General features: G+C 33.3%; 20 protein-coding genes. 19 read left to right on the top strand and 1 reads right to left on the bottom strand.

Annotated features, from left to right (window positions below):
- Positions 1 to 4: 4 nt before the first annotated feature.
- Entirely contained in the window at positions 5 to 1,456 is a 1,452-nt protein-coding gene (locus AC0L0O_RS21455; protein WP_001097033.1) for an FtsZ/tubulin family protein, read from the top strand.
- Positions 1,457 to 1,491: 35 nt separating this feature from the next.
- Here the strand turns inward: AC0L0O_RS21455 and AC0L0O_RS21450 are convergent, their stop codons facing one another.
- The gene (locus AC0L0O_RS21450) at positions 1,492 to 2,232 is read right to left on the bottom strand and encodes a MerR family transcriptional regulator (RefSeq protein ID WP_283730821.1); all 741 of its coding nucleotides are present in this window, start codon (positions 2,230 to 2,232) and stop codon (positions 1,492 to 1,494) included.
- Between the two features lie 3,326 nt (positions 2,233 to 5,558).
- On the opposite strand from AC0L0O_RS21450, the gene AC0L0O_RS21445 reads away from it, so the two are divergent.
- The 18 genes from AC0L0O_RS21445 (at position 5,559) to AC0L0O_RS21360 (ending at position 22,930) form a co-directional block, all read left to right on the top strand.
- Positions 5,559 to 6,512, top strand: coding sequence for a hypothetical protein (locus AC0L0O_RS21445; RefSeq protein WP_001002926.1), 954 nt, complete (start codon positions 5,559 to 5,561; stop codon positions 6,510 to 6,512).
- A gap of 19 nt (positions 6,513 to 6,531) precedes the next feature.
- On the top strand, positions 6,532 to 8,034 hold the full coding sequence (locus AC0L0O_RS21440; protein WP_000239328.1) for a hypothetical protein: 1,503 nt from the start codon (positions 6,532 to 6,534) through the stop codon (positions 8,032 to 8,034).
- Positions 8,035 to 8,050: 16 nt separating this feature from the next.
- The gene (locus tag AC0L0O_RS21435; protein ID WP_171856696.1) at positions 8,051 to 8,500 is read left to right on the top strand and encodes a hypothetical protein; all 450 of its coding nucleotides are present in this window, start codon (positions 8,051 to 8,053) and stop codon (positions 8,498 to 8,500) included.
- 25 nt (positions 8,501 to 8,525) lie between these two features.
- Complete coding sequence (locus AC0L0O_RS21430) at positions 8,526 to 8,921, top strand: DUF4320 family protein (protein ID WP_001181742.1); 396 nt, start codon at positions 8,526 to 8,528, stop codon at positions 8,919 to 8,921.
- 254 nt (positions 8,922 to 9,175) lie between these two features.
- A complete protein-coding gene (locus AC0L0O_RS21425; protein ID WP_283730818.1) occupies positions 9,176 to 10,408 on the top strand; it encodes an S-layer homology domain-containing protein in 1,233 nt (410 codons plus the stop codon).
- Between the two features lie 117 nt (positions 10,409 to 10,525).
- Positions 10,526 to 12,877 (top strand): hypothetical protein, encoded by a 2,352-nt coding sequence (locus tag AC0L0O_RS21420; RefSeq protein ID WP_283730817.1) that lies wholly within the window; start codon positions 10,526 to 10,528, stop codon positions 12,875 to 12,877.
- 133 nt (positions 12,878 to 13,010) lie between these two features.
- Positions 13,011 to 13,172, top strand: a complete 162-nt coding sequence (locus tag AC0L0O_RS21415) for a hypothetical protein (protein WP_000358415.1) — start codon at positions 13,011 to 13,013, stop codon at positions 13,170 to 13,172.
- A gap of 142 nt (positions 13,173 to 13,314) precedes the next feature.
- The gene (locus AC0L0O_RS21410; RefSeq protein WP_473786092.1) at positions 13,315 to 14,775 is read left to right on the top strand and encodes a nuclease/transposase family protein; all 1,461 of its coding nucleotides are present in this window, start codon (positions 13,315 to 13,317) and stop codon (positions 14,773 to 14,775) included.
- A 579-nt stretch (positions 14,776 to 15,354) separates the two neighbouring features.
- Complete coding sequence (gene cpaB / locus AC0L0O_RS21405; protein WP_000842543.1) at positions 15,355 to 16,215, top strand: Flp pilus assembly protein CpaB; 861 nt, start codon at positions 15,355 to 15,357, stop codon at positions 16,213 to 16,215.
- Between the two features lie 16 nt (positions 16,216 to 16,231).
- Positions 16,232 to 17,053, top strand: a complete 822-nt coding sequence (locus tag AC0L0O_RS21400; RefSeq protein ID WP_000375881.1) for a CpaE/TadZ family protein — start codon at positions 16,232 to 16,234, stop codon at positions 17,051 to 17,053.
- Positions 17,054 to 17,069: 16 nt separating this feature from the next.
- Positions 17,070 to 18,503 (top strand): CpaF family protein, encoded by a 1,434-nt coding sequence (locus AC0L0O_RS21395; RefSeq protein ID WP_473786091.1) that lies wholly within the window; start codon positions 17,070 to 17,072, stop codon positions 18,501 to 18,503.
- A complete protein-coding gene (locus tag AC0L0O_RS21390) occupies positions 18,496 to 19,428 on the top strand; it encodes a type II secretion system F family protein (RefSeq protein ID WP_086415214.1) in 933 nt (310 codons plus the stop codon). The genes AC0L0O_RS21395 and AC0L0O_RS21390 overlap by 8 nt, the downstream gene beginning before the upstream one ends.
- Position 19,429: 1 nt before the next feature.
- Positions 19,430 to 20,296 carry a hypothetical protein gene (locus AC0L0O_RS21385; protein WP_016089795.1) on the top strand — a complete coding sequence of 289 codons (867 nt, stop codon included), beginning with the start codon at positions 19,430 to 19,432 and terminating at the stop codon, positions 20,294 to 20,296.
- A 42-nt stretch (positions 20,297 to 20,338) separates the two neighbouring features.
- Complete coding sequence (locus AC0L0O_RS21380) at positions 20,339 to 20,542, top strand: hypothetical protein (protein WP_000956355.1); 204 nt, start codon at positions 20,339 to 20,341, stop codon at positions 20,540 to 20,542.
- 66 nt (positions 20,543 to 20,608) lie between these two features.
- Entirely contained in the window at positions 20,609 to 20,812 is a 204-nt protein-coding gene (locus tag AC0L0O_RS21375; protein WP_000879955.1) for a hypothetical protein, read from the top strand.
- Between the two features lie 72 nt (positions 20,813 to 20,884).
- The gene (locus AC0L0O_RS21370; protein WP_000879954.1) at positions 20,885 to 21,091 is read left to right on the top strand and encodes a hypothetical protein; all 207 of its coding nucleotides are present in this window, start codon (positions 20,885 to 20,887) and stop codon (positions 21,089 to 21,091) included.
- Positions 21,092 to 21,162: 71 nt separating this feature from the next.
- A complete protein-coding gene (locus AC0L0O_RS21365) occupies positions 21,163 to 21,768 on the top strand; it encodes a WxL domain-containing protein (protein WP_473786090.1) in 606 nt (201 codons plus the stop codon).
- Between the two features lie 76 nt (positions 21,769 to 21,844).
- Positions 21,845 to 22,930, top strand: coding sequence for a DUF916 domain-containing protein (locus AC0L0O_RS21360; protein WP_473786089.1), 1,086 nt, complete (start codon positions 21,845 to 21,847; stop codon positions 22,928 to 22,930).
- The last annotated feature ends 17 nt before the right edge of the window (positions 22,931 to 22,947 follow it).

Raw genomic sequence — 22,947 nt, 5'->3', positions numbered from 1 at the left:
AATAATGGCAAAAAACTTCTTGAAAAATGAAGTAGCAGTTAAAATGACAATGGTTGGATTTGGTCAAGCTGGTACTAGAATGGTAGATAAATTTGCAGAATATACACATACAGATGGCACAGCAGTATATAATTGCTTAGCACTAAATAGTAATGATGGAGATCTAGCTGAATTAAAAAATGTACCAAAAAGTAATCAAGTTTCACTTAAATTAGGTGGTTTAGGTAAGAACCCGGAGCGTGCGGTAAAGGTTCTTGATTCAAATGAGGAAGCAAAAGAAAAATTAAAAGAATTTATTACTGAACGTGTAAGACCTTCTGATGAACTTGTTCTATTCTTTGCGGGTTTAGGTGGAGGAACAGGAACTTCTACAATCATTAAAGCTATTGAAGAATTTTCGGCTTTTCATAACAAACCAGTTATCAGACAAGAATTACAAAAAGTTGCGCAGCAATATCCAATGTCTGAAATCAAAGCAAATCAAGCAAAGTTTGCGAGAATTGCCTTTGAAAATGCTATTGAGCGCAAAGATTTTATTAAAATGGGGATTGTCGTAACACTTCCCGTTCGAGCAGATGGGCCAGATGTATTACGACAAGTAAATAAATTTTCACAGGAGATTTGGAAATTAGCAAATGATAAATCCAAAGGTGTAGCCTTTGTAGTATTTGCTGATAATCAGCACTTCTACGATGAATTTAAGGAATTAAATGAAAATGAGAAAAAAGGTATCGCCAATTCACGGGATTATGCAAATCAACGCATTAGTGAAATTATTCATGAGCTAAATACCGCTGCCAATGGATCGGGTACATCTGTAATACTCGATTCTCAAGACTTTAAGCGTATTTTACTTGAGAAAACGGGCTGTTTAGTAATTAATAAGGTTTCACGTAATATGAACCAGATAGAAAATAGCCATGCAATTATAGAGATGTTCCAAGAATCATTAAGAGGTAGCTCTTTCCATCCCCCAATTGATTTGATGAAGAAGAATAACGACGGTTCTGTAGAAGCGTCAAAAGTACATCATTTTGGTATGCTTGCTATCTTAGATGAGCAAAAAAATATTAATGATTCCTTTATGGATGATGCTAAGGTAGAAGTTTCAAATAATCTACCTATAAACGGTACAGTTTTTAACGGATATTTGGTGAGTAAAAATGATTTCTTAGGAAGTGTATATACGTTCTATAAAACTGATGCATTACCATCGAGACTATCTAAAGGATTAGTTGAAGAATTTAATGAGTTTAAAGAAAGACAAAGCCAGATTCAGTTTACAAAGTCTCAAATTAGTACTATCGAGAGTATTGATGAGGAAGAGGATTTAGGTTTTGCATTTGGAGATTTTATCGATATGGGTAGTGACGAAGAAAATAATGCTGGAGCGAATGAAGATGAAGATTTATCAGATTTTCTAGATCCAGATAAGATGTTTGGTACTACAAAATAATAAAAAAGTCTGGACTAAGTTCCAGACTTTTTTTGTTATTCCACAGAATTCATAAGAGATTTTATATAATCAATTATATTATCCTGTACATACTGTTCAATGAAAAGTTGTTTTTTACCCAAATCTTCCTCTTTTTTAAACCATCCTACCTTTCTGGTACGTTCCTCTTCAGCTTTACTATTCCACAGGCCTTCTGCCTGTTTTCTTAGTTCCTGACGTGCCCTATGCTCAATAATGAAATTATCAAGTCTATCTTGGCGCTGACGTAATTTTATGGTTTCTGCATCTTCTGGTTGTGGTAGCTGTTTAAGTATACTGTCTACCCTCTCTTCGTAACGAGACTCAATGTGTTTTATTTTTTCTTCTACCTGTTTGGTTACCATTTTTTCAATGATTTCTGCAGTAGCCTGAAGGTTTATTTCAGTAGATACTTCATTTGATTGATTTTCTGGTGATACAGGTCTCAAATCGAATTGATGTGGTAATAGGTCAATAATTGCATCTAAAGACCATTTCTCATCCCTTTTTTGTTTAATAAATAGAGCAATTTCAAGATCTAATGCATTATAGAGTTTTTCATTTGTATTTTGGGTTCTTAACGTTTCGTGGAGCCCTTTTTCCTCTAAAATATTGAACCAATTATAAACGGTATTGTGATGACGTCCAACTAGTTTAGAGAATTCAGTTATTCGCCATGCTTTTTCAAAAATATTATCATCTAATATGTCATCATCGTTAATTTGATGGTCTTGTGATTCGTTTTTTTGTTCAATCATTGTAACAACCTCCTTAAAAATCAACTCATGAACACTCAATTTGGAATTAACATGTGAACTGAGATTAACATGTTAGTTATTATTTCGCTAATATGTATGCAAATCCCTATGAATTCAGTAATTCACATGAAATCTAAAATTAACATGTAATTGAATGTTTGTTAACAGAACATTAACTATTGATAATGATTACGCTTGATTTGTTGATGCTATTGTCACCTCAAATTATATAAATGGCAATGTTCTATCAATGGATATCTCTATCCTTTATGTCAGTAAGACTAATGATAGTTGCCATGAGATTAACAAAACACGTTACTTAATACTAATGATAAGGAAATATAGGTATTTTGTAAATAAGTTATGAGGAGATAATCAATGATAGTGTGGAAAAATAAGCTGACGTAAGCTAGAGAATTTAAATTGTAATGTATAATAGCTAGAAAAAAGGTAATAATATTACCAAATTAGTAGTTTCTTATGAGGGCAAATATAGCTAGGGATATAGGATTAATGTGAATCGACTTTGAGGTCTAATTTTCAATCAATATCATGATCAATAGGATATTTAGGAGTATTTTAACAGTGTATGTAATATATGAGATAGATTTATGTCAATGCATTAACACTTGAAATTTTCAAGCTATCTTAAGAGGTCATTTGTTTAATTTTCAACAGGATAGCGTTTGCTAAAGGTAAAAATTATTCGAATTGGTTGGAATTCTACCCCCTACTGACATTAACATGAGATATGAGATTGACATAGAAAGAGTTTCAGGTAAGTAAATATCAATGTCTTGTTAACTGAACTAGCATTAGTTATCGCTGCATGGATGGTGTTCTTATTAAAGCGTCTTATTTATACGGGATCAAATATATGAAATACCCATTCAAAGTAACTTAATAGGTATTTTAATACCTCTGTAGTATTGCTTAATTTAATGGATAAATTAACATACGGTTAATTACTGACTGATTCCGTTACAAATATCTGTACTCCTGGTATTAACGTGAGATTGATATTTAAACGCATTACAATCATTTATTGTCAATCTCATGTTAACTGAAAAAATATTATACGGTAGTTTTATATAGGTTATTGATAAATTGAACTTTGTACAGGATTAGATGCATTATATCTTGGTAGTAAGTAATTATTTATAAGTTCATGCTGCAGAATTAATAGCTATTAAAAAATCTCTATTTTAAACTATTTTATATAAGATTTTTAATAGCTATTTATACCTACTTCTTCGGTATTATTGATATGACATTAACATTTACCCCAAGTTTTGTGATTACATGTTAATGTCATTTGATATGTCAATTTGAGTGGATGTTGTGAAGGATTTTTCTTGTTTATATGACATTAATATCAGAGATAATGTAGTTCGGAGAGTTTAATTGTATATACAGATTATAGTTTTTTCTAAAAGCTCTAGGTCTTTTAAAGTAACCATTTAAATATAGTAGTAAGCTAAAAAAATGATCAACATGTAAAAGGCAGTTTACATGAAAGTGACGAGAATATGAATGTATAATTGCTTAATTTAGTGTGTACAACTATCATTAACATAAGATTGATATTTAAATACCTTATTATGTACTAGTGTCAACTTCGTGTTAACTAAAAGAATAAAATGTTAATATGATAGTTACATATAGGTTATTGATAAATTGAACTTTGTACAGGATCAGAAGTTTTATATCTTGCAGTATATAAGTGATTTATCATATGTTTACGTCACATGATTAATAGCAATTAACAATATTTCTATTTAAAAAGTGTTTTTCTATAGGGGTGTTATGAGTAGCTATACTTAATAGGTCGAGAGTGTTGATATGAAATTGATATTTATCTTAGGTTTAATGATTACATGTCAATTTCAGTTGATATGTCAATGTGAGTATACATTAAGAAGAGGGTTTTTCTTGTCCACATGACATTAATAACGGGGATAATGTAGTTTAAATATTTCAATTGCATATAAAGATTATGGTATTTGGTATAAAAGTTCGAGGTCGTTTGATGTAATCATTTAAATACAGTAGTAAACTAAAAGATTTGAATGAAATGTAAAAGGTAGTTTAAATGAGAGTGACAAAATATAAATGTATAATTAATATGTAAACAATTAATAGTCTAATCTGTTGCGAATAACTACACCGTTATCATTATCGTAAGATTAAATTTAAATTTTTCACTATATCCTGTTGTCAATTTCATTTTAATCAAATAGATAAAATGTTAATACGGTAGTTTATTAATAAGGTGAAATTTGTATTTGATTAGAAATTTTATATTTTGTTAGTAAGTAGTTTATTTATTATATGTTTATATTACAGAATCAATAGCAATTAATAATATTTCTATTAAAACTTTTTTTAGATTGTTAATGAGTATATATATTTATTGTGTAAAAACTGTTGATATAAAATTAACAGTTATCTTCGGTTTTTGATTGACATATCAATGTCAGTTGATATGTCAATGTGAGCATGTGATACACAGTGCGTTTTCCTTGTTCATATGACATCAATAATAGAAATAATGTAGTTTCAAAAGTTCAATTGTATATAAAGATTATAGTTATTTGTACGAAAATTTCAGATCTGTGGGAGTAATTTCTTCAATATAGTAGTGGGTTAAAAGAATTTATTGAAATTAATAGTTTTTCTAAATGAAAGTGACAAAAATCTTAATGTATATTGTAATTATTGAATACTTATTTAGAATTTTTTCTATTTAGAAGTGTATCTTATAAAATGTTAATGATATCTAATATATACTTATTCTATAAAACTGTTGATATAAAATTAACAATTTCCCTTGAATTTTTCTTTACATATTAATATCAATCTATATGTGAATTTGAGTGTATTATATAAAATGGGCTATTTTTGTTTACATAATATTAATATGTGGGCGAGTATATATTAAGTAATTTTAAAAATTTTATTGTAAATAAAGATTACAAGTTTTAGGTATAATAATTGCAAATTTTTCGCATGTAATCTTCTTTGTGTTGTATTATTTTGAAAATAATTTGATTGAGAAAGAAGTTTGTTTAATTAACTAGATTTTTGAGAGAAAATGCATGGGAAATGGGGGAATGGGAATAAATACAAATGCAAAAGGATGCAATAAAGCTATTGACTTTTAAAAAATATAGCTTTATTCTTATGTGTGAATGGTGATTATTCAAGATTAATATACAAATTAATAGATTTAATTTCTAGCTAAACGGACACACCGAAGGCACATAACCTGCCATTGGTGTGTCTTTTTTTGTATATATAACATTTGAGAGGGAGAATCAAGGACTATGAATGAAATTGTAAACTTGAGTAAAAAGAGATTTACAAAGTATTGTGCAGATAAAACAACATTTGAGGAAAGTATTAATCGTATGATTAATCATTATTTTTTACAGTTAGGTAATAGAACGAATATCTTACAAGAAAGAGAATTTAATAACGAAGTTGAAGAACAAAAATTTAAAAACAATGTAAAACGTTTTGAAACTTTATTCCCAGCAGCAGCTAAGAATGCGTTTTTAAAAGGGTATCAACTTTGCCTAGAGTTTATACATCATCCTGAAACACAAATTCCAGACAATTTATATACGGATCCGAACTTTATAAAAGATATTCCTTTTGCCTTGGCAAATGCATCTGAATTTGAATTATACGAAATCATTCGAACAGATGAAACACAGGAGTTTTGTGTGTTTGCCATACGAACATATGAGGGAATTCGTCCATTACTAGAACAAGTATTTTGTGAAATTGCATTTGCTGGTGCTGAATGTGCTTTTGAACATGAGCGATTGGAAAAAGGTTTTGAATTAGAGAAAGGTGATATTACCTTGTTAACCAAAGCTCCTGTAGATCGTCTTTTTGCTATTACGCCTTCAATAAATGGAGTTGTTGTGCACGCAGAAGAACATTGTGAGATCTGGAATCTAAATTGGAATAGTAAAGTTACAATTGATGATTCTTTTATTGAGGTTGCAGAGGTTACATTTATTCATCAAACAAAGGATATGATTCAAAAAAATATTGATGATGGTGTTTTATACTACAGTATTCTTTATCTTGATACACCTTTACATGAGATACAAGATCGATTAGAAATACGAGTAAAATTAAATTCTGATTTTGGTGCTCCACGTCCAATGGAACAAGTTGAAATGGAGTATATTCTGAATGAGATTATTGGGAAGATTCATCTTGAGGCACAAATTCCAATTGAAAACATGATTTTAATCCAACGTTAGAGTTTGTAGGAGGTTAACTATGGTGAAAAAAATCGTTTTAGCTATTAGCGATACTGTATATACGGCATATTTACGTGAGGATTTTATTGGTGCGGGATTTGAAGTAGCTGATAGTGATGTGATGCATATCAAGTATCTAGATGAAATTCTAGATACAGAACAGCCCAATATTCTATGTATTAATGACAAACGATTAAATATTGATGCGGGACATGAAGAGAATCGTGAATTGATTATCTTACAGAAATTAAGAGATATTCGCTTTAATCGAGATATTCGTATTGTGGTATTTACAGAGCGTGAAAATGATGATGAGTTTTTGGCGAAACTGATTTATCTAGGTATCTATGACATTTTTAACTCTCGTAAAATTGATATTGATAATAAAGTTATCCCGCAACTGCTGCAGGAATCGGATATTAAAAATGTAGCAGAAATTGTAGGAGCAAGTCAGGCACCGCAACAAACAAAGTTACCCGAGGTTCCTGTTGATGATGAAGAAGAAGAGGAAGCATCAAGTGAATTAGAGGAAGGCGGCAACAGTGAACCTGCCTCTAATTCCAGCCAACTATTAAAAAACAAACAAAAACGTAAGTCTGTTTCAGAGAAGATACCAAAAGCACCTATTATAAAAAAACAGTATAAATTTGCTTTTGAGTCGGTATATGAAAAACAAATCGGTATTGCTATTCCAAGAAGAATAATTGTTGTGGCCAGCATGAACAGGAGAAGTGGTGCTACTTTTGTTTCACATCTTTTAGCTGCTTACTTAAATGAAATACAGATTGATGTGAATTATATAGAAAATCTATATGATGATGGTTATACGTATCCGTTATTAAAGGGATATACAGAAGCACCAGAAAACTATCGTAGTGAATTTATGTTGCAGCGGTATAAAGAGATGTTACAGAAGGAATCTGATATATTATCAATTCCAAAATGGAAGCAAGGAAGGATAAATTATATCGTAAAGAATCCTATTGTAGATCAAGAGTTAAAAAATGAAACGGAACAGGACTTTGACCATTTTATTAAGGTTTTATTGGGTAACCAAGAAGCACCTATATCTATTATTGATGCGGGGTATAATTGGGATAAAGATTTATACCATGAAATATGTGAGATGGCAGATTATATCTTCTTTGTAGCGGAACCAGATTTGCATCAATTGCTAAAGATAGCACACCCTCTTACACAAAAAGAGAGAAAGCTCGTTTCTTACTTAGCTTTAGAGAAAACAAGAATCATTGGAAATAAGTTTTCTCCTGCACTTTTAAAGCATGAAGTAGTAGAAGAATGTTTTGGAGATAAGTTACTAACCGCTCTGCCACCATATTCAATTGAAGATGTGTTTGAATCTCAATTGAATAGCAGTACGTTACTATCTAGTCGGAACTATTATAAAGAGTTAGAAGGCATATTGAAGGAAATAGCTGAGTTACTGTTACCAAATGAATTATTGAAACAAAAGAAAAGCTCAATATTAAGTGGATTTCGATTCCGGAAGACTGAAAGTTAAGAGGAGATGAAATAAGGTGCAAAAATTGATTTTAGGTGCCGCCTCATTATTATTATTTGTTGGCTGTTTATTCTTAATGACAGATATAAGCATTGGAGATATAACACACTCAGATAATAAGTCTGCATTAGCACGAGCGGGAAGTACAGCAATGGACAAAGCCGTAAAAGTTGGTGTTTTACGGTCCCAAGAAGAAATTGTTATTGATCCAGAAATTGCAAAGAATGAATTTGAGAAATCTTATAAACAAAATTCAACGTTTAAGGACTCGGCATCAAAACGGAATTTTTCTGTATATTCTGTACAAGAGCAACCTGCAATGATTGCAATTGAAGGTGAAGCAGAAGCTGCTAGTTATACTAAACAATTTGATGAAAAAAAAGGCAATATTAAGAGTAACGCAAGACACATATATATTTACGAAGCAGATTCTGATAACAAAAAAGCTGGAGGAAACGTGAAATAAATAAGAATAAGTAGGTGTGTAAGCAATGCAAAATACAGTAACAACAGCGCTTTTTCTAACGCTTTCTTTGTTGTTGATAACTCTCATACCAGAAGGTGTACTGTATGGTATGCAGTTAGTAAAGGCACATGATTTTGCTTCTAATACAGTAGAAATAGCTGAACAAACAGGTGGTTTTCAATACACATATGAGGGGAAAAACGTAAATCTAATTCCTGATATAGAGAAAAAAATGAAAGAGCAGAATATGGATGGATGGAAATATGAATTTACTAAAGGGCGCGTAGACCATAATCAGCCATTAAATTTTAAGATAAAAGCTGAACATCACTTCTTTATTTTTAAAATGATAGGGATTGATAGTGTGAAAGCACCAATATGGGCTAACAAAGATGGAATGGGACAAATCTATTTCCGTTAAAAATATCAATATGTAGAAAAAGAGGTAAAAACTATACTGAAAAGTGTAGTTTTTTACTAGAAATAAATATTTTTAAGTAAATATATAAAAATCCTTTACAAGCCTATTTCTGTATGGTGATATTTTCCATGTAGGAAAGCGGTTATAAAAAACATTAATTTATAAATTTATATGTTAAATTATCTGGATTTTATATTTAAATTCGGTACAATAAAGGAATCTATAAAAAACTAATATACTTGGAGGGACAAACAATGGCTAACAAATTTTTAAAAACAGCAACAGCATTAACAATTATGGGTACATCATTACTAGGAGCAGGAGCATTTACTGCAAAGGCTGATAACACAGACTCCTTAAAATTCAATGATGTTCCAGCAAATCACTGGTCTACAAAAGCAATTTATGATTTAACAAATCGTAAAATAGTACAAGGGTACGGAAATAATATCTTTGGTTTTGGTGACAATGTAACTCGTGGGCAAGTTGCTCGTATGATTTATATGTACGTAAAACCAGCAGATGCAGATACTAGTTTCAAAAATCCATTTACTGATATTAAAGGACATATGTTTGAAAAAGAAATCTTAGCACTTGCTAAAGTAGGGCTTGTAAATGGTTACGGTGAAGGGAAATTTGGTCCAGATGATGTCTTAACTCGTGAACAAATGGCGCAAGTACTTACAAATGCTTTCAAGTTCAAAGCCACTAATACAACATCCTTTACTGACGTTGATAAAAACTCATGGGCATTAAAAGCAATTAGTGCATTAGAAGAAAGTGGCGTTACTATTGGTACAGGAGGTAAAATGTATTCACCATATGCACATGTAACACGTGAACAATATAGTCAGTTCTTATATAACTCTATTAATGCAGTTGAAAAAGAAACAAAACCAGAAGTAAAGCCAGACCCAAAACCTGAAACAAAGCCAGAGGAAAAACCAGAAGTAAAGCCAGATCCAAAACCTGAAACAAAACCAGAGGAAAAACCAGAAGTAAAGCCAGATCCAAAACCTGAAACGAAACCTGAATTACCAAAGGGATTAGATGCAAGTCTTGTGGCAGAGGATTTCTCTTATTATCCTGAATCGTTAAATACACCGGTAGTACAGAAACAATTATCTCAAGAAGCACAGGGCATTTTGAAGGGAATTAATAGTAAATATAATACAAAGCTTCAGTATAAAGATCCTGTACATATTGTAGATAAAAACATGTATCTTCCAGAAGGATCAATCGGAGCTCAATTTTCTGTAGCAGGGAGCCCAGATGATTTTAAAATTTTATTTTTAGATAACAATAAAGCAACAGTTGAATTGGCTAAAAAGTGGACTACTTTACTAAATGGTTTGAATTTAGATAAAGAGATTCAAGAAACGGTTGATGCAAAAACAATAAATAATTACCAAAAAGGAAACTATAAAATTCGTATAGGACAATCTATGACTGAACATACAATGTATATAGACGTTCAACCAAAATAACGATATAATAATTTATAAATATAATATGATTTCATAATGAAATACGTGAAGGACAAACCTTACGTACCTAACCAATGGTACAGGTTTGTCCTTTTTTATGTTTTAGGAGGGGAAATAGTGAAACTAAAAAGTAAAATATTGTTTGTTTGCACTTCAGTTTTGATAGCATTGCCTACAGTAGCTGAGGCGAAAAATGCTGATGTACCATTTTATAATGGGGATGATAATACTTTTGTAACATCGGATGACTTACAAATGACTGGTAAGTTCATTCGGCCAGGGAGTGGTTTTTCACCACCTGGTAGTGATTTATTATACAAAGGAGATCTTCACTATCCAGCTGTTTATAATGGCTCTTTCAATTTTAGTAATCCATATGAAAATTTGGTTAAGGACGAAGACTTATCTGAACCTTATATTCGAATTGCAAATGAAGGGTATTGGAATAGCGCTGTTACTGTTGGAGATCGTATGGTTACAGAAGTAGAAAGAATGAATAATACTGTTATTGCCGATAAATATTGGGGAAATCCAGAGTTTGTACTAGAAAATATTAATCAACATTTAATAGATAATTTTAAAACGAAAGCACCATACGGTAAATTTTATTGGATTCGTGATGTTGCTTATCTATCAGGAGGATATGCTGGAGCAGGCAGTGTTAATGGAGTAAATAAATATAACCTATGGTATGTAAGGACTAGTAAACCTGAAATAAAAGAATTTAAAGCGTCTAGTAGTAAAAAAGATGTGCCTGTTAAATTAACATTTAACGGTTTTGAGTATGTAAGTAAAAATAAGGGGTACAATGATCGAGATCCCAATGGAACAACAGTAAACCCTTATCAAAAAGCTGCTGGAGAACGGAACCGAGTTAAATGGATGTTAGATATTACAAAAGATGGCGAAACCGTGTATCATCAAGAAAATTATCTGCGTTCAGCTCCGCAAAAAGATAATCAAAAACCAAATGAAGGTGATGCAGGGCAATTTAAGTCAGAAGAACTAAAGTGGCAACCACAAATGTGTGGCCGATATACTGCGAGAATTAAAGTCCTTGATGCTGTTCAGAGGGAATCAAATGAGAAAACTGTTGATTTTACCATAGATGGTAACTGTGGTACTGAAGTAACACCTAACCCAGATCCAGGTGATGAAGATGATTTTAAATATAAAATTGATTTCTCTGCTGATCGAATTGAAGGGGAAACAGCAAGAGAAGGAAAGAATATAAAAACAAGAATAGATGTATCACGTGATAATTTTAAACCGGAACGTGACCAATATAGAGCAAAGGTAAACAATAATATTAATAAGTCCCAGCAAGAAGTAAATAGTTCCGAATCCGATAGAGATAGTGCGCAGTCTAGTCTAAGTTATTGCCGTCGTAATCCAATTCATGAGGTAGATGCAGAAGGGAACCATTACTATTACGATAGAGACTGCTCTTGGGAAGAAAATAGACTGGATAGTGCAGCAAGTAGGCTAGATACAGCAAGGCAGAAACTAGAAAAAGAGAAAAATAAAATTAAAAAGTTAGATTCATTAGAAGCAAAATATGCAAATCCTGAAACAGTAGTCGTGCTCAAGCATAACGGACAACAAGTAGCGTCACAACAGGTAAGGTTAACTGAGGGAGAAAAGAAAACCTTGAACCTTGGCTGGCAACATAAGGGGAAAGGAACAATTCAGGCAGAAATTAACCCTACTGGTAATCGTCTAGATATAGAAGAAACCACATACAAAAATAATCCTATTAAAACAGCTATCTATGCACCATCTCATGAAAAAGGGATGTGCGGAGTAACGAGTGTAAAAGGTGTGGTAGAAACAGTAAGTGAACGTGTGTCAAAAGAGGATACAGTGGGAGAAATGTTCTATGAAACATTAAGTGGAAGTATTGATAGTTTAGTACCATCTAAGCTCCATGCTGGGTATGGTTTTTCTTATGAAGTAAACGGAAAATACAAAAATGATTGGAATGCTAATTATCCAGGTGTATTTACAAAAGCAACGGCACAATATCCTTTTGCTGATGAAGAATTAAAACCTACACAAGAATTAGACATTGTTTCTAATAATGGTTTAACATCAAAATTCTTACCTAAAAATATGTATTTGTCTGAAATAACGGGACATGTCTTTGATAGTAAAAGACCAACTAAGTCTTTATATTGGGATGGACAAGAGAAAATTATTGATGGTGGACAAAAATGGTATGCACCATTAAAGACGAAAGATGGAAAGTATTCTTTCAATGTTGAGACAAATCCTGCCGGTGTGAATGAAATGAGCTTGTGCTTGACTAATGACGTAGAAATTAAAGGTGTCGCGTATGATGATTTTAAGAAGAGAAGGGTGCTTGCAGACCTCCCATTCCCTGTACAAACGCCTGGATGGAACTGGGTTGGAAAAGAACACATAATTACAGACTTATCAAACTGGTACTACATGAAGAATAAAAATTAGTTAAATAGTATTATATAATTAGTTGAATCGATAAAAGTATATAATCCTTCTTAAACTAGTAGCTGAATGGATAAACCAAAGGCACATCCCTTAATGGGGTGTGCCTTTTTTACGTAGAAAGGGGAATTTTCGAATGGATAAAAAGAAAAAACAGCGTATGAAACGAACGATTTTTATTGGAGTTATCGCAATGATTATCTCGCTATATATTGGAAGTGAATTTCAGGATCGGAACGGGAAAAGCTATGCCCCTGCAAAGTATTTTGAAACAGGAACGAAATTGATTTCGTATTAAAAATACTTTGTGTTATTTCACAGAACTAAGCTTCAGGAAGCCCACTTCTTTAGAGGTGGGAGGAATGAAGTGTTTTTTTCTTTATAGAACATACGTTTATATTTTATAATATAAATAATAAAAAAGGAAGGAGTGACGGGCAATGACAAAACCAAAGAAAGATTGTTTTATTATAGAACTGAAATTAATTGTGGATACATGGCAAAAGGATATTTTACTCAAACGTTTTGAAATTGCTCGTAAACTCTATAACACTACGTTATCTTACGCAACGAAGCAATATACACTTATGAAAGAAGCTAAATCCTATAGAAAACAATTACGTTGCTATCAGAAGGCAAAAAAAGCAAATCATCCAAAAGAATCGAAAGAAATCGCAAAAGAATTAGATAGCATTCGTCAATCCTTTGGATTAAGTGAATATCAACTTCATGCTTATATCAAAAAACACCAACACAATTACAAAAAACATATAGATAGCAATACCTCCCAAAAAATTGCTTCTACGGTTTGGAAATCTATGCAAGACGTAATATTTAAAGGAACGAAAGCACATTTTAAACCATACGGAATGCTTCGTTCTGTAGAAGGAAAATCCAATAAAACGGGTATTCGATTCAAAGAAAACAGGGTCTATTGGAATGGATTACTCCTTCCTGTTCGTTTTCGTAAGAATGATTTATTTATAGAAGAATCACTCGCTCTTCATACGATAAAATATTGTCGTCTTGTCAAAAAAATGATTCGTGGCATTCCTCCTGCAAAGAGAATCAATAAAACAGGAGCCTTTCGACATTCCTACCAAAAGAAAAAGCGAGTAGGCATAGATATCGGTCCTTCTACGATTGCCATCGTTTCAGAAGAAACCGTTTCTATCCAACAACTTGCTCCTGATGTTCCTTTATTTGAGAGGGAAAAAAGACGTATATTACGCAAGTTGGATAGAAGTCGTAGAAGTACAAATCAAAACAACTTCAACAAAGATGGTACTGTAAAACGTGGCATCAAGCTTCATTGGACATGTAGTCAAAACTATCAAAAAACAAAAAGTCTATTAAATGAGTTGTATCGAAAAAAAGCTTCTTATATCAAAGAAAAACATGGTGCATTGGCAAATAGCATCTTATCCTTAGGTGATGAAGTGTATATTGAAACGATGCACTTTAATGGATTAGCAAAACGTACAAAAGAGACAAAAACAAATCAACAAGGCAAGTTCCAATCCAAAAAGCGTTTTGGTAAAAGCATTGGGAATCATGCGCCTGCCATGTTAGTGGAAATTATCAATCAAAAATTAAAGTATGGGAAACAAGAGATACAAAAAGTAAATACCATAACTTTTAGAGCCAGTCAATATAATCATGTTACAAATAGTTATGAAAAGAAAAAACTCCATCAACGATGGAGTCAAATCGGAAATCATCTCGTACAACGAGATTTATATAGTGCCTTTTTATTAATGAATAGTGATGTAAATTTAAAACAAACCAATCAAAACCGTTGTATACAAACGTTTGATATCTTTTTAAAGCTACACCATCAACATATAGAATCCTTGCAACAAACAAAGAAAAAATACCCACTCAGCATGGGTATTCTATAAAATAAGGAATCATTCCTTCGTAGGTAGAGCTACCTACCTTCGTTAAAACTTATTGTGAACACAACATCAGTTGTGTAGATAAGAAAGTCTTATGGAACAGAAGATAAATCAAAGATGTTGTACACAGAACATAGCAATACCATCTGTGGAGAGCTTTGTAACGCTTCTTTCAAGTACATAAGAACCCCACCGCTTTAGCTGTGGGAGTAGTCAGCTCCTTTCTCCATAAAATGAAAGAGAAAGAATAGCAACCAACCACCCTGAAATATTCAGTTACGTTATATTAATTATACCATATTTGAAGGTGGGTTAATAGCTTAAAAACCTTGATATGACAATGTTTTTAAGGGTTTTTGAGTCTTGAAATCAGAGGTTTGAAATGGTAAAAATAATATTTTTTTTAGAAATGATTGACATAAAACTCCATATATCATAATATTAAAATTGTAATATTAAAGAAACTGAATCCAACATTTTCATATAGACTTTAGATTAGCTAAAAGGACACACCTAAGGCGCATTATGCCATAGGTGTGTCCTTTTTTGCGTTTAAAGGCTACATAAGGAGGAATAAAAACATTGAAGTCATCTAAGTTTCAAAAGAAGCAGATTGCTGCAGTAGGTTTAGCTGCTGCAACAGTAGCGGGTATCTATGGATACAATCATTTCGCAGTAGAAAATGCAGTAAAACCAACAAAGATTGTTGTAGCCGCAAAGGATATACCTGCGCATACAGAGATTAAAGAAGACATGCTAGTGGAAAGAACATTACCTGGTGATGCAATTCCTCCCAATGCATTACGTGTAAGCAAAAGAGATGTTGTAGGAAAATGGACAAATGATGGACAACCCATTACCGAAAATAGTTATCTCTTCAAAAATAAAGTAGTAAAAAAAGAAGAGTTACCGGACTCTGCTATTTTAAATTTGAAAGATGGAGAGGTTGCCTTCCCGTTACTTGTTGATTTGGAAACTAGTTCAGGGAATAGTATTATCCCGAACACGTATGTGGACTTGTATTTCAAACAGGTTGTGAAAGAAGGGGACAATGAGAAGGTTGTATTCGGTGGTCTTTTCCAACGTGTACGTGTGACTGCTGCAAAAGATAGCAATACAGAAGATGCATTTGTACTAGAAAAGAAAGAATCAAAAGAGGAACAAGAAGGAAAACAGAAGCCCAAAGTAACGCGATTATATACACTGGCTGTTTCACCTGAACAACTTCAATACTTAAATCGTGCAAAAACACTTGGAGATGTAATCCCTGTTGCAGTCGGACAAAAGATGGAACAAACAGGGAAAGAATTAGAACCAGCAGAAGGATTCTCGCAAATATCTGATCAGAAAAACATTTTAGACTATGTAGAGAAGCATTCGACGAATCCAATTTCTAAAAACGTAAAAGAGTATGTAGCGCAGTATCTAAACGAATCCAAGTAAGAGAGGGGGTATTAAGATGGATCGGCAAGTAAGAGTAATTGCCTTTTATGCGACAAACGAAAACGTTGGAAAAAGTACGTTAAGTATTGCGATGGCAAATGAGTTAGCTCATTTGGGGAAAAAGGTGCTTTATGTAGAAGCAGACCAAGTAAGACCAAGCTTTGCAGTTGGAACTGGTCTTAGCCACGATAGTAAAAACATATTAGAGCTTGTAAGAAAAGAAAATGAATACAATCTTTCGCAGTATATTTGTACCAAGCAAGATTTGCTAGAGAAAAAAGTGAATCCAAGGCTGATGCAAAAATTGCACGCTAAGATGGATTTTCTGGTATTTCCATCAGGTTATAGCTTAGCTCAATTCCCAGAGATTCAAAACAAAGAATTGTTTGTGACGACATTTATAGAATCACTTGTAGATACAGAATACGATTATATCATTCTATCGGTACCAACTGAATTATCCGAGGTGCTGAGTTACCCAATCCTATACCAAGCAGACCTTGTTGTTCATGTGCTAAATGGTAACCCCCGTGGTGCAATAGCAATTAAAAGAGAATTACAACTAATAGAAGAAGCAAAACTAACATTGCCTCGTATGATTCATGTTTTGAATATGGGGGATGAGGATTATGTAGCAGATATTGAAAAGCTTTCTTCTCAAAAAATTGCGGTGACAATTCCGTATGACCGAGATCGTACGAGTTACGAATGGGGGATGCAATTTGGTTCCCCGCAAATTAATACAAAGGTCCATCAAATTATGGAAGCAGCTGGTCTTGATATTCCATCCCAGCATACATCCTCTATGAAAAAGGGTCTCTTTGGTTTACGAAATTAAAAGGGAGGCAAGTAGTATGTGGGGCTATTTACAGGAAAAACAAGTCGCCTTGAAGCGAAATCGAGTTGATTTATATCACTTTGGTTATATGATTCGTTCCAAATCGGCTCGAAAGTTAGGAACAACTACAGCTCAACAAATTAAAGATATAACTGATGAAATTCGTGCATTTTTAGTAAAAGACCATCGTGATATTTTAAGTGAATCCTTTATGAATAAAGAGAAGAGAGCAGCTGTAGAACAAATTATTAAAAGCTTTCTATTAAGCAATCAAGTCGTCATTTCAGATGTACCTTCTGAACAGTTACTGAATATGGTGTGTGACGATATTGTGGGATTTGGGATTATAGAACCTTTAAAAGAAGATAAGGATGTAACCGATATTTATATCAATGGGACAAAAGAAATTATTTACGAAAAAATTGGAGAGGGAGAATGTACCTTCCCTTACCGATTTGAGACAGAAGAAGAAGTGAAAGCTTTAGCCTATAAGATGGTAAACAGTACATCAGAGTCATTAAATACGGCAAAGCCATATGTGGACTGCGTGTTTCCGTATATACGTATCAATATTGCGCTAGATGAACTTGGGGGACTCGGAACAACAATAACGATTCGTAAGAATGCGGATCACCTCCGTGCTTCTGAAGAGCGTATGCTATCTACTAATCAAGCGTCAAAAGTGATGTTGGACTTTTTGGCTGCAGCCGTGAAATCTAAAATGAATATTCTAGTTGCTGGAGCTACGGGTACAGGGAAATCAGAGTTTATGAAATATCTTGCCTCTCATATTCCGAAAGGAAAGAAAAAAGAACGTACTCTGGTAGTAGAAGATAACCCTGAATTATATTTGCATCGCATTTTTCCAGAACATCATTTTGTTCCGATGCAATGTAGGGCATCGGAAGTAGAAGAGAATGCAATCGATTTTGATAGGCTGTTAACAAATGCACTACGTCAAGGACCAAAACGATTAATCGTAGGGGAATCGAGGGGGAAAGAAGCATTAAAAATGATTAACTTCTTCCAAACAGGACATCCTGGCTTTACCTCTGTCCATGCAAGAAGTGCAAAAGAAGCAGTTAGACGCTTAATGCTCATGTGTCTGCAAAGTGGTGCGAATATTGATGCCCAGTATTTATATGAATTAATTTCACAGACATTTGATGTGATTGTCTTTTTAGAAAAGAAAGATGATGGGAATCGTTATATTACAGAGATGATTGAATTATTAGATTATCGAGATGATATACAGTTTAATGAACTTTCTCAGTTTATCCCGACATATGAGGAGCAGGATGAGATAAATCAAAGCATAGGGAAAATTCATGGACAGCACATTATTACAGGGAAAATGTCAGCCGAAATGGAGAAGAAATTCCGTTCTTCTACTGTAAATCCAGCTCTTTATGCGCCATTCCTTTCACAACAGGAGGTGCAGTATGCATAGTTTATTCGCTTATGGATGTATATTATTAATCTTTATTAGTATAGTATTGCTTGTTTTACTTTTTGCGAAATCTAAAGGTTCTGCTCTCTCGCAATTTGTACAAGAAAATGAGAAAGAAGAAAGGCGCTTGGAATTAAGAAATATTAAAGGCATACGAATGTATCTGCCACAATCTGTTATCCAAGAAGCCCAAAAGTACGAGTGGAAATTGACGAAAAGCATGTACTGGGTATATACCATTCTTTCCGGAATGAGTATAGCAGCAGTATTCTATTTTTCTTTTGGAAGAGATCCCTTTACACTGATTTCCGTTTTATGTGGATTTTTAGTTCCGAGATTTCTTCTCTATCGAAGAAAAAAACGTTACTACTTGGTTGTCATTGATCGTCTTTCTATCTATATGAAGGCTGTAGCGAATGCACTTCAAATTAGTAATAACGCAAAACGGGTGTTAGTTCAGGTGAAACCAATGATGCATGAAAGCATTCAAGAAGAAATAGAAAAAGTTTCTCTCTTATTAGAAGGTGGAACCACAATGCACCGTGCATTTAGAGGATTCAATGAAACTTTTAACTTTAGAGAATTGGTATTTTTCCATGAAATGTTGGAAGTGTGTAGCCGAGAAGGCGGAGCAAATTCAGTGCAAGTCTTACTAGATATTGCAGAAGATTTTGAAAAACAAAAACTATATCTTGCAAGATTACGTTCTAGTTTATCGCAAGCACAACGTGCCTTTGTACAGAACTGCTTAATAGTCATTGCTATGCCGATTGTGATTATGTTGATGTCAAAAGAAGCATATGGATTTTTAGCAGGTTCTATGATGGGGAAAATCGCATTAGCGGTAAATATGTTCATTGTTTTTTTCTTAGCAACCCGTGTAGAAAAGATTGCAAATTATAATCCAACAGAAAGAGGGGAATAAAGTGGCTGCGATTTTAGCTGTAGTGGTATTCGTTGTCATGTATTGGGTATTCTCTACCTTTCTACAAAGTAAAAAAGATAGTGGTAGCCTACTTACAAACTATGTAGAAAATGCAAAGCGAATTGAAAAAAAGAATTTAAATCAAATGATGCTCGCGCCCTTCCAGTCGTTATCACATAAGTACCTGACAGAAGAAAAGAAAGAGCAGATTCAGAAAAAATTAGAAGAAGCTGGTTTGGATACGAAACCAGAAGAATATTTGAAAATGAAAGTTGCGTATCCCGTCATTTTCACGTCCGTTTTCTTGATATGTACGGTGTTTCATGATTACTACTTATTTAAAGTAGGCGTTTTGATTTCACCACTGCTTTATTTCTATCCTGATTATCTATTAAAGAAAAGAATCAAGCAGGCGATAGAAGCAAGGAAGTTCGAATTACCAGAGTATCTAATTCCGATGCTGCAGTTGTTAAAAACACATACAACATTAGAAGCAGTAAAAAAGGCGCAGATATATGCGGGGAGACATCTTCGACCGTATGTATCTACACTTACAGCGGAATTAGAAATGTATGCGGGTTCGGATCAACCGTTTCGAAACTTTGCAGCAGCTTTAAATAGTCCAGAAGTCAATACCTTTACGATTGCATTGCAACAAGCACAAAAAACGGACAAGGTACAGAGTCTTCGTATTATGGATGCACAGATTAAAATGATGCGTGAGTTAAAACATGAGAACTATAACCGTCTCATTCAAAATAAGCCAATGGAAATGAATAAATTTAACGTAGCTGTTATTGGATGTATTGTGATTTATCCAATGGTTATTGTTATTCAATCCTTAATGCAAGGATTTGCAAGTATATAAGAAGCTAGTATCCCAAATTGAATAAGAAGAGGAGCAATACACATGTTAACAAAAATGAAGAATTGGTTAAAAAATGAAGACTCACAATTATCATCAGAAAACGGTATGTTAATTGCCTTGGCAGTAATTATTGTATTAGTGATTGGCCCGTTTGTATGGAAAGCAATTCAAGGCGGGTATGACACAATTCTAGCTCGATTTACAAAAGCATCAAGCAATGCAGATGTGAATACTTGGAACAAATAATAGAAGTTTTAAAATAATGATGTTTATTACGTATAGCTCAAATAAATGGATAAGGGAGATTCAATCATGTTAGCAAAAATGAAAAATTGGTTAAAAAATGAGGATTCACAACTATCATCAGAAAACGGTATGTTAATTGCCTTGGCGGTCATTATCGTATTAGTCATTGGCCCGTTTGTATGGAAAGCAATCCAAGGTGGTTATGATACGATCCTGGCAAGATTCACAAAAGCATCAAGCAATGCAGACGTGAATTCTTGGAATAAGTAATTTAAGGTTTAAATAGATAAGTTCTAATTTTAGTAGATTCTTAAAATTGATATATAAAGGAGATAAAATAAAATGTTAGCAAAAATGAAGAATTGGTTAAAAAATGAGGATTCACAGTTGTCATCAGAAAACGGAATGTTAATCGCTTTAGCGGTAATTATTGTGCTAGTAATTGGGCCATTTGTATGGAAAGCAATCCAAGGTGGATATGATACAATTCTAGCTCGATTCACAAAAGCATCAAGTAATGCGGATGTAGATTCTTGGAACAAAAAATAAATTTTGATTGAAAATAAGAGGGGGCGTGTTTTATATAGCTCCCTTCTTTTAAAACATAAGGAGGTACTATGATGAGATTTAGTAAAGTGATGATTCCCGCATTAGCAACATTAGCCCTCGGCATGTCACTAATGAGTACACCTGCAAGTGCAGCAACAACAGCTGAGACAAAACTAAATCAAAGTATAACAGGTGGCGAACATAATATTGCCGTTACACCAATTAGTAACTTTAATGCCGTTAAACTAAGTGGAGAGACACAAGTTACGAATGCAAATCCTGGTGTGCTAACAGTGACAGATGCAACTGGTTCAGGGAATGGCTGGAGAATCAATGTAAAAGCAGATCAATTTAAAGTAAGTGGAGATACAAAGTCAAATCGGACACTTCCAAAGGGTTCCTTAGTTTTGAATAGTGGTGGTGCTACTATTACAAAAGTAGGAGGGACAAGTTCACCAAATCCGGAGTTTAAAACGACTAACTTTATAATTGATACAGATAATCAAGTTACGATTTTAAGTGCCAAAAAAGATGAGGGTATGGGGAAATATAATGTTAGTTTCAATGATAAGTCTCTAGCTTTAACGTTAAATCCGCATAGTACGTATGTCGAGAATAAGGCTGGTGCTACGTCGTATGAGTCGAAACTTACGTATTCCATTGTAACAGGACCTTAAAAGAAACTTATTATATAGAAGGGAATCACGTATGTATGATTCTCTTCTGTACATAGAAAGAAGGGGCAGGGGCAGAATGAAAAGCTATGTATATAAAATTTTAATTAGTATTTTGGTTGTGATTATATTCATTTTAAGTATAAGCTTAAAACCTTTTAAAGTAGTTTATGCAGAAGAAAAACAAGAAAGTTTACCATTTGATGTAAGCATTCATGTCCCGGATAATCAACTAGGTGATATAAAAAATTATTTTAATTTACAGGTGAAAAAGAAACAGAATCAAACAGTAAAAATGGATGTGCACAATAAAGCTAATACTCCAATCAAAGTCAATGTAAAAGTTGCCAATGCTCTCACCTCTACAAACGGTGGTATTATGTATGTACCAACTCGTGAAGTCTCACAAAGTTTATTAATAGATACAGATTTTTATATGGATCAGTATGTACAAGCTCCTGAAGCTGTTACCTTAGAGGAGAATCAAACGAAAACGATAGAGGTACATTTAACGACACCAAATCAAAATGGAATATTTTTGGGCGGATTATTATTTGAGTTAGCGCACGATACAAAAGCGCAGAATCTTGAAAAAGACGGATTGAGCTTCTCTGTACATAATCGCATTGAATATGCGGTAGCAATACAATTGAATAACGAAGAGACTGAAAATTCAATCAACAGAACGCCTCTTAAACTAAATGGCACAGCTGTTGAATCTTATCCAACACAGCCACAAGTCCATGCACTTATTCAAAATACAAATGCAAATATTGTAAGGGATGTAGCAGTTTACTATGAAGTTTTATCCCAGGATAACGTTCTATTTCATGGTAATATTCCAGCATTCAATGTAGCGCCAAAATCCAAGGTAGGTTTAGCGATTCCATGGAAAGCGAAAGAATACAAAGATGGAGAGTATACACTGAAAGTCACTATAAAAGAGAATGGTATACCAAAAACATTTACAGAACAGATACGCATAACTGCTTCTAATGTGACAGAGTATGCGGAACAAACAGGTGCAATAAAAGTGTTGCCTGGATATTCTAATCAAATATATATAATAGCCGCTGTTGTTTTTATATTAATTATTTCAATGTTTGTATTTGTATGGTGGAGAAAAAAACATGCAAGTCAGAAGGAGCAAAATAAGGCAGCTTAGATAGCATAAAAATGGAA

It is taken from the genome of Bacillus sp. GS3m_15504, from assembly GCF_055825275.1.
This window is presented reverse-complemented; position numbering and strand designations above follow the sequence as displayed.